18 protein-coding genes are annotated in these 17,650 nt (G+C 29.7%); 16 read left to right on the top strand and 2 right to left on the bottom strand.

What is annotated here, in order from left to right:
• Positions 1-81 precede the first annotated feature (81 nt).
• From EJA19_RS00225 to EJA19_RS00170, 13 genes are all read left to right on the top strand, one after another.
• Positions 82-369 carry a helix-turn-helix domain-containing protein gene (locus EJA19_RS00225; RefSeq protein ID WP_125466330.1) on the top strand — a complete coding sequence of 96 codons (288 nt, stop codon included), beginning with the start codon at positions 82-84 and terminating at the stop codon, positions 367-369.
• Between the two features lie 219 nt (positions 370-588).
• Positions 589-1,269 carry a hypothetical protein gene (locus EJA19_RS00220; protein ID WP_125466329.1) on the top strand — a complete coding sequence of 227 codons (681 nt, stop codon included), beginning with the start codon at positions 589-591 and terminating at the stop codon, positions 1,267-1,269.
• A 116-nt stretch (positions 1,270-1,385) separates the two neighbouring features.
• Complete coding sequence (locus EJA19_RS00215) at positions 1,386-4,346, top strand: type I restriction endonuclease subunit R (RefSeq protein ID WP_125466328.1); 2,961 nt, start codon at positions 1,386-1,388, stop codon at positions 4,344-4,346.
• Positions 4,339-5,520, top strand: coding sequence for a restriction endonuclease subunit S (locus EJA19_RS00210; RefSeq protein WP_125466327.1), 1,182 nt, complete (start codon positions 4,339-4,341; stop codon positions 5,518-5,520). The genes EJA19_RS00215 and EJA19_RS00210 overlap by 8 nt, the downstream gene beginning before the upstream one ends.
• A gap of 3 nt (positions 5,521-5,523) precedes the next feature.
• A complete protein-coding gene (locus EJA19_RS00205) occupies positions 5,524-6,588 on the top strand; it encodes an AAA family ATPase (RefSeq protein WP_125466326.1) in 1,065 nt (354 codons plus the stop codon).
• Positions 6,589-6,593: 5 nt separating this feature from the next.
• Positions 6,594-8,246 carry a type I restriction-modification system subunit M gene (locus tag EJA19_RS00200; RefSeq protein WP_125466325.1) on the top strand — a complete coding sequence of 551 codons (1,653 nt, stop codon included), beginning with the start codon at positions 6,594-6,596 and terminating at the stop codon, positions 8,244-8,246.
• 16 nt (positions 8,247-8,262) lie between these two features.
• Positions 8,263-9,183, top strand: a complete 921-nt coding sequence (locus tag EJA19_RS00195) for a hypothetical protein (RefSeq protein ID WP_125466324.1) — start codon at positions 8,263-8,265, stop codon at positions 9,181-9,183.
• Positions 9,184-9,188: 5 nt separating this feature from the next.
• The gene (locus EJA19_RS00190) at positions 9,189-9,722 is read left to right on the top strand and encodes a hypothetical protein (protein WP_125466323.1); all 534 of its coding nucleotides are present in this window, start codon (positions 9,189-9,191) and stop codon (positions 9,720-9,722) included.
• 478 nt (positions 9,723-10,200) lie between these two features.
• Positions 10,201-10,662 carry a Panacea domain-containing protein gene (locus EJA19_RS00185; protein ID WP_125466322.1) on the top strand — a complete coding sequence of 154 codons (462 nt, stop codon included), beginning with the start codon at positions 10,201-10,203 and terminating at the stop codon, positions 10,660-10,662.
• The gene (locus tag EJA19_RS00180) at positions 10,662-11,129 is read left to right on the top strand and encodes a hypothetical protein (RefSeq protein ID WP_125466321.1); all 468 of its coding nucleotides are present in this window, start codon (positions 10,662-10,664) and stop codon (positions 11,127-11,129) included. The genes EJA19_RS00185 and EJA19_RS00180 overlap by 1 nt, the downstream gene beginning before the upstream one ends.
• A gap of 384 nt (positions 11,130-11,513) precedes the next feature.
• Entirely contained in the window at positions 11,514-11,681 is a 168-nt protein-coding gene (locus EJA19_RS12690; RefSeq protein ID WP_158611336.1) for a hypothetical protein, read from the top strand.
• Positions 11,682-11,963: 282 nt separating this feature from the next.
• The gene (locus EJA19_RS00175; protein WP_125466320.1) at positions 11,964-12,404 is read left to right on the top strand and encodes a DUF6943 family protein; all 441 of its coding nucleotides are present in this window, start codon (positions 11,964-11,966) and stop codon (positions 12,402-12,404) included.
• 137 nt (positions 12,405-12,541) lie between these two features.
• Positions 12,542-13,183: a DUF6266 family protein gene (locus EJA19_RS00170; RefSeq protein WP_125466319.1), complete on the top strand. Its 642-nt coding sequence runs from the start codon at positions 12,542-12,544 to the stop codon at positions 13,181-13,183.
• 197 nt (positions 13,184-13,380) lie between these two features.
• On the opposite strand, the gene EJA19_RS00165 is transcribed toward EJA19_RS00170, so the two are convergent.
• Together EJA19_RS00165 and EJA19_RS00160 are read right to left on the bottom strand one after the other, a co-directional pair.
• Positions 13,381-14,001 carry a hypothetical protein gene (locus tag EJA19_RS00165; protein ID WP_125466318.1) on the bottom strand — a complete coding sequence of 207 codons (621 nt, stop codon included), beginning with the start codon at positions 13,999-14,001 and terminating at the stop codon, positions 13,381-13,383.
• Positions 14,002-14,175: 174 nt separating this feature from the next.
• Positions 14,176-14,736, bottom strand: a complete 561-nt coding sequence (locus EJA19_RS00160; RefSeq protein ID WP_125466317.1) for a hypothetical protein — start codon at positions 14,734-14,736, stop codon at positions 14,176-14,178.
• A gap of 284 nt (positions 14,737-15,020) precedes the next feature.
• Between EJA19_RS00160 and EJA19_RS00155 the strand changes: the two genes are divergently transcribed.
• The 3 genes from EJA19_RS00155 to EJA19_RS00145 all read left to right on the top strand — a co-directional run bounded on the left by EJA19_RS00155 (position 15,021) and on the right by EJA19_RS00145 (position 17,638).
• Entirely contained in the window at positions 15,021-16,133 is a 1,113-nt protein-coding gene (locus tag EJA19_RS00155; RefSeq protein WP_125466316.1) for a site-specific integrase, read from the top strand.
• Positions 16,126-17,130, top strand: coding sequence for a DUF6617 family protein (locus EJA19_RS00150; RefSeq protein WP_125466315.1), 1,005 nt, complete (start codon positions 16,126-16,128; stop codon positions 17,128-17,130). The genes EJA19_RS00155 and EJA19_RS00150 overlap by 8 nt, the downstream gene beginning before the upstream one ends.
• A gap of 211 nt (positions 17,131-17,341) precedes the next feature.
• Positions 17,342-17,638 (top strand): helix-turn-helix domain-containing protein, encoded by a 297-nt coding sequence (locus EJA19_RS00145; RefSeq protein WP_093026613.1) that lies wholly within the window; start codon positions 17,342-17,344, stop codon positions 17,636-17,638.
• Positions 17,639-17,650: the final 12 nt, after the last annotated feature.

Raw genomic sequence — 17,650 nt, 5'->3', positions numbered from 1 at the left:
TTATAAGGTCAGCCTTATAAGTACCTATCCAGAGCTTAATATTTGTTACAGAAATAATTAGTAACATTAAAAATTAAGTAAATGGAAGCAGTAATTTTAAGCACCCAACAGTACAATGATTTAGTTAGTCGTTTAGATGATTTAAACAGACAATTAGAGGAAAAACAAAAGAAACCTCAAGACACATTTTTAGACAATCAAGAGTTTTTATTATTAATGAATATTAGTAAAAGAACTGCTCAAACTTGGCGAGATGAAGGTGTGATATCATTCTCGCAGATAGGTTCTAAAATTTATTATCGAATGAGTGATGTTCAAAAGCTTTTAGATAATAATTATAGAAAAGCCTTTAAAAACAACAGACGATAAATGTGTTTTGACACATTACATCTTCATCATCAAGTAAAAAATATACCTATAGATTTTGTAAATCAAAAAAATGAAACATTAAGTTGGTTAAATTTAAAGTGGCATCCCATTATTAATAAGCATAATTATTTAAGTTGCTATTATACATATATAGGGAATTTAAGGTTGGTGTTTAAAGGAGATAAAATTTATATTAAAAACTCTTTGCAATGTTTTTATATGAATAATAATTATCAAACATTTTCTTATAGTCAAGTGTTAGATGCTTTTTCTAAGCTAAATCAATTAGTGCCTTTTAATATTTATGAAGCAGTAGTAACAAGATTAGCGGTTGGTGTAGTTATAGAAGAAGATGCGCAAAAAGCATATAACGAATGGAAGTTTTATATGGGGAAACCGCCAAAACCAATGTATGAGAAAAATAAAATTTATGGTTCTAAATTTCATTTAAACGATTATTACATAAAAGCATATGATAAAACCTTTCAAGCCCAATGTAAAGATAAAATCAATATAGGGAAACCTTATTTTAGATATGAAATTGAAGGAAAAACAAAATTCTTTAATAACAAAACCAATAATGTTGGTATTACTACAGTTGCTGATTTAATTGATAAAATTAAGTACAAAAAGCTTTGTGATATTTTAATAAACAGATATCAGAAGATTGAAAAAGAAGCTCAGGTAGATTTATCAAAATTAACAATAAAAGAAAAGCGTATAGTAGCTTCAATGAGCGATTTTAAGATTAAGGAAAGTATCAGAAAACAACATCCTCATACGTATAAAAAAGAGCGTAAAATCTATTTAAAACTAATGAGAGATTTAGATAACACAGACTTTCAAAACAAGGTTTTTTATAAGTTAAATACACAAATTCAAAGTAGTTTAAATAATTAACATTTTACAACTTGTAATATACCCTAAAACAGGGGTAAAAAGTATATCGGAAAATACTTGTATTTAACCATATTATATTTATATTTTTAACAATTCAAATTACTCTGTAAGTATTAATGACAAAAGAACAGCAAATAGAAGAAGAATTAATCGAAAGATTATCAGATTTAAAATATACCTATCGTCCTGATATAAGAACTAAAGAAGCTTTAGAGTTAAACTTTAGAGAAAAGTTTGAAGCGTTGAATAGAGTTAAGTTAACAGATACTGAATTTGATAAATTACTAACCGAAATAATAAATCCAGATGTATTTAAATCTTCTAATCATTTAAGAAAAAGAAATACATTTATTAGAGAGGATGATACACCTTTACATTACACATTAGTAAATATTAAAGATTGGTGTAAAAATGAATATGAAGTTATTAATCAGCTTCGTATGAATACAGAAAATAGCAATCATAGATATGATGTTATTTTATTAATTAACGGAGTGCCAGTAGTACAAATAGAATTAAAAACCTTGCAGATTAGTCCTAATCGTGCAATGCAACAAATAGTAGACTATAAAAATGATATAGGTAACGGATATACCAATTCGTTGATGTGCTTTATGCAATTATTTATTGTGAGTAATAAAACAAGAACCTTTTATTTTTCTAATAATAACAACAAGCATTTTGCTTTTAATGCAGACGAGCAATTTTTACCTGTTTATACTTTAGCTAAAGAAGACAATTCTAAAATAGATCACTTAGACGATTTTACAGATAAATTTTTAGCCAAATGTACTTTGGGTGAAATGATAAGTCGCTATATGGTTTTGGTAGAAACTGAGCAAAAAATATTAGTAATGCGACCTTATCAAATATATGCAGTAAAGGCTATTGTAGATTGTATAGAACAAGATAGGGGGAACGGATATATTTGGCATACTACAGGAAGTGGGAAAACACTAACATCTTTTAAGGCTTCTACACTTTTAAAAGATAATGATGATATTGAAAAATGTTTATTTGTAGTCGATAGAAAAGATTTAGATAGACAAACAAGAGAAGAATTTAATAAATTTCAAGAAGGTAGTGTAGAAGAAAACACCAATACGAAAACATTGGTCAAAAGAATGTTGTCTACAGATTATGCAGATAAAGTAATTGTAACAACAATTCAAAAATTAGGTTTAGCGTTAGATACTAAAAACGATAAAAATTATATAGAACATTTAGAACCTCTAAAAGATAAACGAGTAGTTTTTATTTTTGACGAGTGTCATCGTTCACAGTTTGGTGAAAACCATAAAGCTATTGTAGAGTTCTTTCCTAAAGCACAGCTATTCGGTTTTACAGGAACACCTATTTTTGAAGAAAATGCAACCTATAAAACTATTGAAGGAGAAACAGCATCTTACAAAACTACAGAAGATGTTTTTCAAAAAGAATTACACGCATATACTATTACCAATGCTATAGAAGATAAAAACGTACTACGTTTTCATATTGACTATTTTAAGCCAGAAGAAAAAGTAACGGTAGGTGATGATTTACATAAGTTAGCAGTTACTAAAGCAATTTTAGAGAAACACGATAAAGCAACACATTACAGGCGTTTCAATGCGGTATTGGCTACAGCTTCTATAAATGATGCTATTCAGTACTATGAAACGTTTAAAAAGCTACAATCAGAAAAGTTAAAGGAAGATGAAGATTATAAGCCTTTACAAATAGCTTGTGTATTTTCACCACCTGCAGAAGGCAATAAAGATGTTCAGCAATTACAAGAGGATTTACCACAAGAAAAAGCAGATAATACTGTAGAACCTAATAAAAAGAAAGAAGCTTTAAATACTATTATTGCAGATTACAATAAGCAATACAATACAAACCATAGAATAGCAGATTTCGATTTATACTATCAAGATGTTCAGCAACGTATAAAAGACCAAAAATATACAAATGCGGATTATGCTCACATAAATAAAATTGATGTGATGATTGTGGTTGATATGTTATTAACTGGTTTTGATTCTAAGTATTTAAACACCTTGTATGTAGATAAAAATTTAAAGTATCACGGTTTAATTCAAGCCTATTCTCGTACTAATAGAGTTATAAACGATACAAAACCTTATGGTAATATTTTAGTGTTTAGAGACCAGGAAGAAGACGTAAATAAAGCAATGATACGTTTCTCAGGTGCTAAAATAGAAAAGGCAAAAGAAATTTGGTTAGTAGATGCAGCACCTAAAGTAATAGAAAAATATAAAGAGGCAGTAGAACAATTAAACCAATTTATGGAGTCTAAAGGACTAGACTGTTCGCCTTCAGAAGTAAGTAATTTAAAAGGGGATGAAGCACGTGCAGGTTTTATAAATGTATTTAAAGAAGTTCAACGTTATAAAACACAATTAGACCAATATACAGACTTAGAGGAAGAACAAGCTGAAACTATTGAAGCCTTACTGCCAACAGACGATTTACGCTCGTTTAAATCGGTGTATATAGATACAGCAAAACGTCTACAAGTAGAACAACGTAAAAAAGGAGATGAAGCACCAGAAGATGTACAACAATTAGATTTTGAATTTGTATTATTTTCTTCTGCGGTGATAGATTATGATTATATCATTGGTTTAATAGCAAAATACACGCAAGACAAACCATCTAAGCATAAAATGACACGTGAGGAATTAATAAATTTATTAGGTTCTAGTGCAAATTTGATGGAGGAACGTGAAGATATTATTGCTTACATAAATACTTTAGAGGTTGGTAATGGTTTAGATGAAAAAGACATACGTCAGGGGTATCAAAAATTTAAAGATGAAAAATCAGCAAAAGAAATACAAACTATTGCAGACAAGCACAATCTCACAGAAGAAAGTCTAAATGAATTTATAAATGAAATTATGAACCGTATGATTTTTGATGGTGAAAAACTAACCGATTTATTAGAACCTTTAGAATTAGGTTGGAAAGACCGTAGAGTAAAAGAATTGGCTTTAATGGAAGACTTAGTACCATTATTAAATAAATTAGCCCAAGGGCGTGAAATAGTAGGGTTAAACGCTTATGAATAAAGAAAAACAAAAAATAGTGCCTCAGTTGCGTTTTCCTGAGTTTCAGAATGATGAAGTTTGGAAAGAGACTACTTTAAATGATGTAGCAGATTACGAAAATGGAAAAGCTCACGAACAAGAAATTTCTGAAATAGGTAAATATAAAGTAGTAAATTCTAAGTTTATATCTACAGATGGTGAAGTAGTTAAATATTCCGATTCGGCAAACTTAAAAGCTAATCTTGGTGATATTTTGATGGTGCTAAGTGATGTGCCAAATGGTAGAGCTATTGCAAAATGTTTTTATGTAGATGAAGAAGATACATATACAGTAAATCAACGTATTTGTAAAATTACACCAACTGATATTGATAATCTGTTTCTGTTTTATATTCAAAATAGAAATAAATATTTTTTAGCTTTTGATGATGGTGTTAAACAAACAAACCTAAGAAAAGATACTGTTTTATCTTTTCCATTCTTTAAGCCAGAAAACCATAAAGAACAACAAAAAATAGCCAATTGTCTATCTTCCTTAGACAATGTAATAACAGCAGAAACAGAAAAACTAGAATTATTACAAGATCACAAAAAAGGCTTATTACAACAACTATTTCCAGCTAAAGGAGAAACCAAGCCACAATATCGTTTTCCAGAATTTAAAAATGATGGAGATTGGGAAGAAACTACTTTAGAAAATTGTCTTGATTATTTACAGCCTACACCTTATTTAGTTAGTAGTACTGATTATGATGATAAGTTTGAAACACCTGTATTAACAGCAGGTAAAACTTTCGTTTTAGGTTATACAGATGAAAAAGAAGGGATATTTAATGAAAATCTTCCTGTCATTATTTTTGATGATTTTACTACTGCAACAAAGTTTGTGGATTTTCCTTTTAAAGCTAAGTCTTCAGCAATGAAAATTTTACTTTCTAAAGGAGATAATAATATTAAATTCTTATTTGAAACTATTCAAAACTTAAAATTTGAAGTAAGCACACATAAAAGGCATTGGATTTCTGTCTACTCTAAACTTAATATTTTAAAGCCAAAAGACCCTAAAGAGCAACAAAAAATAGCCGATTGCTTTTCTAGTGCTGATGACTTAATACAAGCGCAAAAAATTAAAATTCAAAACTTGAAAAACCACAAAAAAGGCTTGTTGCAACAATTATTTCCAAATAGTTTATAAGAGATGAATCATAAAGAAATTGCGGAAGAAATATATGGGTTAAATGAAAACATTATTTTAATGTATGCATTTAATGGTACAGGGAAAACAAGACTTTCTGTAGCGTATAAAGATGTTTCTAAAGAAAAAAATGATGGTAATCATTCTGGTGTCTATTATAATGCTTTTAGTGAAGATTTGTTTGTTTGGGATAATGATGAACCTAATGATAATGAAGATATAAAACTTACAATAAATAGTAGTAGTTTAAATAAGTTTCATTCTTTTCTTGATGTACCTAACATAGAAGAAAAACTAGCATTATATAAACCGAAGTATAAATTTAAGTTTAATGCTTATGATGATTTAGAAAAAGGTATTGAATCCATAACATTCTTTATAGATGACGATACTGAAATGCCAATAAAAATATCAAGAGGTGAAGAACGAATTTTTGTTTGGTGTTTCTTTTTAGCGCTATTTGAAGTAGATGGTTTTGCTGATGTTCAAAATGCACATTTTTTTATTGATGACCCTGTATCTAGTTTAGACGAGCATAATATTTATGTTACTTCTGAGTCCATTTTCAATTTAGTAGAAGATAATTATCTCGATAAGAATATAGTTATTACTACACATCATATCGGTTTATTTTCAATTCTTGCAGATAGATTAACTAGAGGTGAAAAAAGCGGTAAGTTTAAAAAACTAACAAAAACAGTTATTTTAAAAAATACCAATGATACATTCGAGTTAAAAAGTGTTAGAAACGATGTTTTTCTATTTCATCTTCATTTAATGCAAATTATAGATGAAGCAATTAAATCAGAATTATTTGCATATCACTTTGTTCTATTAAGACAATTATTAGAGAATATATCTTCTTTTCTTGGTACAGGTAGAATAAGTTTTACATTAAAGCAAATAGGTGTTGAGGAAGAAATGATAGAGGAAACTATGAGTATCATAAATCATTTATCTCATAAAAACGCATATAAACTTCAGTTCAATAAAATGGCTGAAGATGAAGAAGATATTTTAAAAGATATTTTTCAAAAAATACAAATTAAATATAAGTTTAAGTACTAATAGTAATGACAGCAAAACAAAAACAAGAACAATTAGGTAAAGCACTTTGGGATATAGCTAATGATTTAAGAGGAGCAATGAATGCAGATGATTTTCGAGATTATATGCTATCATTTCTCTTTTTACGTTACTTATCAGATAATTATGAAGGTTCAGTAAAAAAAGAATTAGGTTCAGATTATCCAAATTTAGATAAAGATGATAAGCGCACACCTCTTTCAGTTTGGTATGAAGCTAATCCAAATGATATAGAGCCTTTTGAAAAACAAATGCGTAGAAAAGTGCATTATGTTATAGAACCAAAATATTTATGGAATAGTATTTCTGAATTAGCTCGTACACAAGATGAAGCTTTATTACGTGACCTTCAAAAAGGCTTTAAACATATCGAAAATGATTCGTTCGAAAGTTCATTTAAAGGCTTATTCTCAGAAATCAATTTAGATTCAGAAAAACTAGGTAAAACCTATACAGATAGAAATAAGAAACTGTGTAAAATCATTCAAAAAATATCAGAAGGTATTGCAGAGTTTTCTACAGATACTGACACTCTTGGTGATGCTTATGAGTATTTAATTGGTGAGTTTGCAGCTGGTTCAGGTAAAAAAGCAGGTGAGTTTTATACACCGCAACAAATCTCTACAATCTTATCAGAAATAGTAACATTAGATAGTCAAAATCCAAAAGCAGGTAAAAAGAAAAAACTGAATAGAGTATTAGATTTTGCTTGTGGTTCAGGTTCTTTACTATTAAACGTAAAAGACAAAATAGAAAAAGGAGGAGGTACAATTAGTAGAATTTACGGTCAAGAAAAAAACATAACAACATACAACTTAGCACGTATGAATATGTTGTTGCACGGTGTAAAGGATTCAGAATTTGAAATATTTCACGGTGATACATTAAAAAACGAATGGGATTTATTGAATGAAATGAATCCAGCTAAAAAAACAACCTTTGATGCTATTGTTGCAAATCCACCATTTAGTTTACGTTGGGATGCATCCGAAGCAATGGGTGAAAATTTCCGTTTTAAAAATTATGGTTTAGCACCTAAATCAGCAGCAGATTTTGCTTTCTTATTACACGGTTTTCATTTTTTAAGTGATGAAGGTACAATGGCTATTATTTTACCTCACGGTGTTTTATTTAGAGGTGGAGCAGAACAACGTATTAGAGAAAAATTATTGAAAGATGGTAATATAGACACGGTAATTGGCTTACCTTCAAATCTATTTTTTTCAACAGGTATTCCAGTATGTATATTGGTATTAAAAAAATGCAAAAAAGAAGATGATGTACTGTTTATAAATGCAAGTGAGCGTTATAAAAAAGAAAAGCGTCAAAATATATTACGTGATGGTACAGTAGATGGAACAATAGACCCAAAAGAACCTAATGATATTCAAGAAATAGTAGATACCTATAAAAACAGACCAGAAAAAATAGAAAGATACGCACGTAGAGTTTCTATGGATGAAATTGAAAAAAATGATTTCAACCTAAATATATCTCGTTACGTTAGTACAGCAAAACCTGAGCCTATTATTAACTTAAAAGAGGTTAATACTAAAATTGTAGATGTTGATAAAAAAATTAAAGCAAGTAGGGATGAACATAATACCTATTTAAAAGAGTTAGGTTTAGATACTATTTAAAAACGAAATACGTAAAATGGCGTCAAAAAAAGTTAAACGTACGATAAACTATTTTAATATAGTTCCATTATTTAATGATGGTCAAGAATTATCAGATTTTATAGATATATTTTCTACAATCAATAATTTATCTAATACGAAAGACAAAGACAGATTTGTTATCAATAAAGAAAAGCGTTTATATATAACGAATTTAAGTTTCAATGAGAATCAGAAAAGAATATCAGGTAAGTTGTTAAATATAAGGATGGATAGTTTTCCAGAATTAATGAATACATCAGATGATAAAATTCGTGATATTGAAGCGGCTGATGATGAAGGGATTATTGAAACAGCACATTTCATATTATCGTATTTAAATGATTCTTTAGTTCTTTCTTTTGAATTTAATCAGTTTGGTCCACGTATTTCGGATTTTATATATTATTTAGAGAATATTTCTTATCGTTTTGATGTATTAACTAAAATTGAATACCAACCTTTTGTAAGAGATGAGCTGGATTCTTATAAAAAAAGAATTAAAAGAGTTTCTTCAGTTATTGCAAAAGTTCATAAAGATGATGTCAGAAGAATAAATGAGTTTGATTCAGAGCTATTCGATGCATTCGAAACTGCAGAGCGTATTTCTGATGCAGAATACGTAACTTTACAATTAAACTACGACTATAGACAATTGTCTGATACACCAAAAATTAAAGATAAAATTTTCAATATTATTGATTCAGTTAGAAGAGATAAGTCATTGTTGAATGTTTTTTCTTCTTTAAAAGTAAAAGCGGAAGATGAACAGACAGCAAATCGTATTAAAGATTTTGATTTATTAAATATATGGGTTAAATCAAGAATAAACGTCGAGAAAAAAGAGAAGTCAAGAGTGATTATATCATCTGATATTTTGCTAAAAATGAATCAAGAATTAACAAAAGAGTTTAAATAACCAAAGTGAAAAATATTTTAAACATATACATAAAGCGTCCACTATTATGGGATCTTGTTATCGCTGCTATTGTATGCTTTGTATATAACTTTTTATTAAATAAGGTTTGTTTAAATATTAGCATTAATCAAGATTTAATAACTTCTATTTTTTCTGATTTAATTAGTACTTCGATTTCTTTAGCAGGATTTGTATTAGCTTCTTTAACAATAATAGTAACATTTAAAGATAATATTACTCAAAAGAATAATGCAAACGCATCTAACGCTACAGTACCTGTAGTTAATAAAAGTCAATCTGGTATTGAGTTGCTGTTTTCAAGTAAGCATTATGGTAGAATAGTTGGTGTTTTTACTTGGGCAGTTTTTATTTACTTATTTCTATTTTTAGTTTTATCTTTTTTAAAATTATTTATTGGTAAAATAGATGAAACATTTTATGCTTATTTATGTATTGTACCAATAGTATTAATTACGCTAACAATATACAGAAGTGTTTTAGTATTATACAGGATAATAAAACTTCAATTAGCCCGATAGATTATATTTCCCCACAAAATAAAACCCAGTTTTTTCGTACCTCAAAATCCTCTGTCTTTTATTTTGTTCCGCTCGCCAACGCGCTTTTAGTTTTTGGTTGCCAACCCTCACACAGCACATTACTTGTTTTATTTAAACTTATGTATTTTAATAAATAGGTACAATAAAAAAGTAAAAAGCTGTTGCCAACGCTCACACCAAACACTACCCAAAGCTATGTTTACATAATACAAGTTATAGTAGCAAACGGCACTTTTCAAAGGTTTGCTATCGCAGTAATAATGCATTTTGTAGCTATAACTGGTATTATGTAAAATATCCGCTATTCCAACGCTCAATTCCGAACATTAAACCATATTTTGAACAATAATTAATATTACAAACTATTTAAGTTTTAGCTTAATAATCAATAATTATTTTTTATAGTAAAAGTATTATAGTGGTATGATAATTGATTTTTGTATATTTGCAAATAATTATGTATAAGGCAAGTCAAATATCTGATTGGATTTTAAGTAAAATAGACACTGAAGCTGGTGATACAATTTCACCTTTGAAACTTCAAAAACTATTATATTACTGTCAAGCTTGGCATCTCACTGTTTTTGGTAAACGTTTAATTGACGAAGATGTAGAAGCTTGGGCACACGGTCCTGTTTTTTCTTCTCAATACACTAGATTTGCTTACATACCTCGTAATGAGCAAATTAAGCCAAAATCTATCAATCTTTCAATTCCTAAACTTGATGATGATTCCAATGAATTATTGGCGGAGGTTTTAAGTGTTTATGGTGAGCATTCTGCTAGTTATCTAGAAAACTTAACTCATAAGGAGAATCCTTGGCTAAATGCAAGAGGTGATTTACAACCTTATGAGCGTTCGAATAATGTCATTACAGATAAAGCTATGATAGACTTCTACTCGAAGTATAAAAAATAATGAGTAAGAAGAAAAAGAAAAAAGGTGGCTTTATTTCTTCACAAGCCACTCAAAACACAAGTAATAATAAGTACATTAATAAAGATGCGTTAAAACTCGAAGATTTCGAACAAGTAGGTAATAATGCTTATGTGTTTTTGTCTTTGAAATATATTCAACATAAGACACAATGTTTTTCTGAATGGTCTAATCAAGAAATGGCAAGCTTTTGGAATTTTAACGAGTTAATTCACAATACTACTTGGCAACTTGTTTATGCATCTGCAAGAAAGAGAAATAAATCTGGTTTAGCTTACACTGTTATTGATAAAAAGAATTATCCTAAAACACAGTTTTCCAATAAATTATCTGACGATGTGACATTATTTGAATTGAGGTTGAATCAAAAAATACGTGTTCACGGTTTTAGGCATAAATCTATTTTCTATCTCTGCTGGTTGGATAGGTCTCATAATTTAATTAATTAGTTTTTAATTTTTATGTTATTTTAGTTATCTCATTCAAGCTGCACAAAACCATCGTTAAGTCCAAGTATTCCTTACCTCAAGTCTTTGTTTGTTTCATTTCGTTAACAAATATCATTGTCCACTTTTCCCCACCACCCAAGTTAGCGGTTATAAAAAAATAGGTTTATAAAGTGTAGTACTACGCCATAGCACATTACTTTTTATCGTACCTCAAAAAAGCAATAAGCTATTGTCTAAAAGTCCTGTATAAGTATTAATTTAAATGCTGCTTTATCAAACAACTATTTAAACCAATACCCATACAAACGCTTCATCCCACGCTTAATAAGGTACTAAAACCTATTTTTTTAAGTGTCAATTCCCCAGAAAAGTTATATTTAGAGTATGAAACAAATGTTTGAAGATTTATTTGATTTATTCTTTCCTCACGATTTAGATGAAAACGGTAATAAAATCGAAAATCCAGAAGGTGATAATTCTTTTGGTACTAAACTTTTCGTAATCATTGTGCTTGTTATAATAGTAATATTGGCAGGTATAACATTAAATTAATAAAAGATAGCAAATATATGTGGCTTTCTACAGCCCACGCTTTAAGGCTATAAAGCTCAAGCCTACGGTTTTTTAAAAAACTTTTTATTACTACTTCAAAGCAACTTTTCGTTTTGCTTGTAGCTTTTTCTATTTCATTAAAAATTCCTAAAAAACTTTTTTAAAAAAAGCTTGACAGCCTTACCCACGCCACAAAGCGAATGGCTTTCTTTTTTTAATTTTTTTTCTTTTTCATTTTCAAAAAAATATGTGTGAGCGTAGCGAACTTTTAATTGGATAGCTATGTCTTATTTTGAAATGAAAACACACCAAATCGGAAGAACCTACTCAAACCCTCATTTTTTTATCCTAAACAAAGGACTTAACAGCGGAAAACCGCTATCAAATCCTTGTCCTAACTGTTTTGTAGTAATCACAAAAACCGAAACAGATAAAAACACACTTTTTCACTTATCTATGATGTTACAAATAGGCGGTTTTTACGCTTATTATTTAAAAGGTAGTGTTATTCCGTTTATTTCTGTAGATGATTGCAGAAACACGCTTAAAAAAGGTTTAAAATCTACTTCTAACATAAACGACCAGATGCAAAAACACATAAAAGCGGTTGAGGTTATTAGTAAAAAAGAAAAAGAACTTCAAAATGTCATTGATAAAATGGCAGTTTTAAAAGTTGCATACATTCGTAATTGTTTCAAATTAATGCAAAGTAAAGAAGCCTGATGCAAAGGCATTGTAATGCCCTAAAACAGTAACAAAATGGCATTATTTTCGTTATATTTATAATGAAATAAAGTTTTTAAAGCAATATAAAGTCCGTACCAAATCCAAAGGAGTTTAATTTTAAATTGTTTTATATTATGGGAAAGATTTCTCAAGGAATTTTAGGCGGATTATCTGGTAAAGTAGGTAACGTAATTGGTGGTAGTTGGAAAGGTATTGACTACATCAGAATTAAGCCATCAAGCGTGGCGAATCCTCGAACAGAGGGACAAGTAAACCAACGTAATAAATTTACGGTTACATTGGAATATTTACAACCAAACAAAGAGTTTTTAAAAGTCGGTTACAAGTCTTTTGCGACAAAGAAAACTGAATTTAATGCTGCAATGTCTTATGTGTTAAATAATGCAGTAGGAGGGATTGCACCTAACTTCACAATCGATTATTCTTTAGCTTTATTGAGTAGAGGTTCTTTATCTGGAGTGTTAAACGGAACTACTGACTTAACAACACCAGGACAAGTGGATTTTGGTTGGGGTGATAACTCGGCAGAGGGTAACGCAAATGCAACAGATAAAGCAATGTTGTTAGTTTACAATCCAAGTAAAAAAGAATCTGTTTATATTTTAGATGGTGCAGACAGAACAGCAGGTTCTCAATCGGTAACAATTCCAAACACCTATGCAGGAGACACAGTAGAGCTATTTATGGCGTTTGTTTCTGCTGATGATAGTCAAGTATCAAATAGTGTGTATTTAGGCTCTGGTACGGCTGCTTAATAACTTTAAGTTTAAATACATTTTAAAAACCGTTTCTATTAATTTAGAAGCGGTTTTTTTATGCCTTTAGATTACTTCTAATTATTGGTTAAAATGTTATACCTATGTTGTACCCTTTTTTAATTAATCTTTTAAAACCCTTTATTTATAGGGGTTAATTTAGTTAATTAATATAATACATTGTTGTAAGCAGTTTTTTATTGTCCATATATTGCTGCTAAAATCAAAGGAATCGTTATTAATACGGAAATAATAGCTGGTTTTATCCAACTTCTTTTTCTGTGCTGAAATTCTTTTCCGATAAATTTATTCCAGAAATATTCTGTCAAAATTCCTCCACCTGCAATATTAAAAATCAAAGCAATATTGCCTCCAATGTTTAATAAGTTCACAACGACAAGTGTAATAATCGTATATAAAATTCCAAAAATAAAAACTTGAATTCTTCCACTTTGATTGTCGGTTTGCTTCATATTATACATTAGTAATACTGCTCCGAAAATTGTCGAAAATAATCCAGAAAACACCATAATTACTTTTTTTGAATGTAGTTCAGGTGCATTTGGGTCGTCAGTAATATTGTTTTTCTTTTTTTGTTCCTCAATAGTTTTTTCACAAGCAATTTCTTTTCTCTCTTTTTCTAATTTGATTTCGCTTTCAACAGATTCCAATTCAGGTGTTTTTCCGTTTCTTTCTTTCAGAATGTGAATAGAAGCTGCAATTGCTTGTTCGTTGTAACTTTTTTTGTTTTCTAAAATATATTCTAATTCCGAGTCAGTTTTATTTTGGAATTTTTCAATAAATCTATTTTCGCTCATTATTTAATTTGGTTCATTTTTGTTTGGTCAAATTGCTTACAACGGTTTGGCTATGATTTCGGCGTGGATAAATCCGCAGGATTTGTCCGCAGAGAAATCAGCTTAAATATAGGTTTTTACTTTGGTTTTTGCACTGTCGCCACGCTGAATTATAGCCGGTGTTGTAGCCAGTTTTTATTTTTTATTATTCAGCTCGTTAAAAAATTCAGTCGGATTTCTTAAAAATCGGTCGGCGTCTGAACCTTTTATTAATCGTCCTAAATCCGAAAGATTTGGGTTACACAAATTTCCGTTTCTGGCCATTAAAATCCAATCATTTTCTTTACAGAGTTTAAGCATTGAATTAAGGAAAGTCAGAGTGGTGTCGGTCAAGTCAGTCCGAAACATAAATTCCTCAATAAACTCATTAGTTTTGTTTAAGCCGATACTGACATCGTGGTCAAATTCGGCTTTTTCACTTTTCCAGATTCTGTCGTCAGTCCAACTTGCACGAGTGATTATTTTGTCAATTTCTCTTTCTAATTCCGTTATGTCAATTTTTGTTTCTTTCCACCAATTTATGGTTCTTGCGTCTTCAAAATCAGGCTCCAAATCTTCATTTTCGGATGCGGTGTATTTTTCCCAAAACTTTTCCCATTCGGAATGTTTTATTTCCAACTGTTTTGGCATTTCTCCAAACTTTGCTAAAATCGCCTTTTTTGGAAGTATGTAAGTTATGAACTGGTTAATTGCCATTGGATTTTTTAAATTGGCTACAACGGTTTTGGCTATGATTTGTTGCGGAAAAATCCGCAGGATTCTTTCCGCCGTAGCCGAAAGATAGTAAATTGCAATGAAATTCCGATAGGAAATTCATTATCTTTCCTTTGTTTGTTATGTATCTATTAATCATTAGTTTATGTAAATTTTCACATTCTTTTTTGTTGCCAAACTGCCTTTATTTGCTTATATTTGTTGCCGTATTGTTGCCCATACAACACTCATAAAACGCACAGTCTAACACAGTAAATATAAGGAAAATGAAAGTTACTTTACGCCAACGTAGAAAAGGGAAACGAATTAGTTTATATCTTGATTATTACGAAAACGGAAATCGTAAGTACGAGTACTTGAAATTATATTTAACGCCAGAACCCGACAAAGGGTCCTTAACTAAAGCACAGAAATTAGAAAACAAGAAAATCTTACAACTTGCTGAAAGCATCAGAGCCAAAAGACATTTAGAGGTACAGAATAATATTTATGGTTTTGAAAATAAAGAAAAGAAACAAGGAAATTTTTTCGTGTATTTAGAACAATGGATTGAAAGACGTTCAGAAAGTAAAGGCAATTTAGGTGTATGGAATAGCACACTAAAACATTTAAAAGATTATCACCCAATAGGTATTTCTTTTGAAAGAATAGATGAAGAATGGGTAGAAGGTTTTAAAGAGTATTTAGACAAAAAAGCACTTTCCAGAAGTAAAAGACCATTAAGCCAAAACACAAAATCAGCATATTTTAAAAAACTTTTAGCGGTATTACGACAAGCTGTTAAAGAAAAGGTAATACAATACAATCCTGCTATTTCAGTTGAAAACTTTAAAGAAGAAGATACACATATGGAATTTTTAACTTTAGAAGAAGTTAGAAAGCTTTTTAACACAGATAGCCGACATCCACAATTAAAAAATGCGTTTCTTTTTTCCTGCCTTACAGGTTTGCGTTGGTCAGATATTACAAAACTTCAATGGTCTGAAATCCAATATTCAGAAACCTATGGAAATTTTATTAGATTTAAGCAAAAGAAAACTAAAGGAGCTGAAACCTTACCAATTTCCGAACAAGCATTTGAATTGTTAGGAGAAAAAGGCGAATCGACTAAAAAAGTTTTCGAGAATATTAATAACGTTCAGAGAAATTATGACCTACTAAAAGAATGGGTTGGTGAGGCAGAAATTAAGAAGAATATCACGTTCCATTGTGCGCGTCATTCTTTTGCAACATTACAACTGACTTTGGGTACTGATATTTATACAGTATCAAAAATGTTAGGTCATAAGAATTTGAAAACAACTCAAATTTACGCTAAAGTAATTGATGACAAAAAGAAACAAGCAGCTTACAGAATAAACCTTAACCCAAATGGCTAAAGACTTATTTATCGACTTACTGTATGTGGAAAAGGTTACTGATGATAAAAGAACCGAAAACCAATTTAAAGAGCTTTTAAAAGGCTTTAAAAAGCAATACCTCAATACAACGCCTAGATATGAAATCGACTTCAAAAAGGCGTATTCTAACAAGCGTAAATACTATTTAAAATTAATAGAAAACGAGTACATCAAAAATTTTAATCAAATTAATGATGCACTTGATGCAAACTCAACAGCTGATCATTTGTCTTTTCTATACGATAATGCTCACCGTAAATTTTTAAATTATTTAACCCAGATTAAAAATTACATTTCAGATAATGTTATTGATGAAAGTTTGTCTTTAAAGCCAATTCAAAATGATAAATCTGATGAAGCCTATATCATTTCATTTTTAAAAGCAAATGCGATGATGCTTTTTATGGAACTTCAAGAACGATTTTCAGAATTAAGTGATGCTGAAATTTATACAATAGAAGAACTGCACGAAGTATTTTTTAATGAAGAACCACCTCAAGAGTTAATTGTAAAATCCTATTCCGGTGCAGAAATAAAAACGGTCAGGAAACAAGTAAAACAAAGTTCAATTTTCAACGCTATACAAGGTGATTTTAGAGAGGAAAACAATGATGTCTTATCCTATAACGAACTTATTAATAAGATTAAACAAAGAGAATTTGCAAAATTAGAGGAGCTATTAAATGAAAAAGGCATTATAGATGATGAATATAACTTCATAAAGAATAGAGGTAATAAAATATTACTTGCAGCTTTTATGGTTAAGTTAACAGAAACTAAATATTTTAATGAAAGAATATTTTTTGACAGTAAACCATCTAAAAAAATAGAGCCTAAACACATTTATAAATTCTTTGCTTATCGGTATGGACCAAGTAGTAATGCAGGTAAAGAATACCGTAGATTTTTAGGTACTGAAAAAAGAGCCTATCAAAAATTAGTTGAAGCCAATTTTTGGCTTGACCAAATCAAATAAAACTTCACTTTTTAAAAGTGGTATTTTCTCTACTTAATACCAAATAGATAATACCAAAAACGGTGTAAATCATTGTTTTACAATGGTTTAATAATACCATTTTTTCTCTTTTCTGTTATACCAAACACCTTTTTCAATATTTGTTATGTCCTTGACAATCAAGGATGACTTTTGCGCAGAAGTCCATTTTTTAATTAAAATTTATAATAAGATGGACGTTAAAATAATTGAACGTTTAGAACGCATCGAAAAGTTGTTAGTAGAACAACAAACGTTGCAAAAGCAAGTATTGAATTTCAATGAAACTTGTCAGTATTTAGAACTATCACAATCGCACTTGTATAAACTTACAAGTACGGGAGCCATTCCACACTATAAACCGAATGGTAAAAAAATCTATTTCCAACGTCAGGAATTAGACCAATGGTTATTGCGTAACCGTATGGATTCCCAAGACGAAATCGAGCAACAGGCAGCTAATTACTTAATCAAAAAAGGAAGGATTTAGTTATGACTGAAA

It is taken from the genome of Mangrovimonas spongiae (assembly GCF_003944795.1).
In the GTDB taxonomy this organism is placed as follows: Bacteria; Bacteroidota; Bacteroidia; order Flavobacteriales; family Flavobacteriaceae; genus Mangrovimonas; species Mangrovimonas spongiae.
Note: the sequence above shows the minus strand (reverse complement) of the source record. Positions and strands in the feature narration are given on the sequence as shown.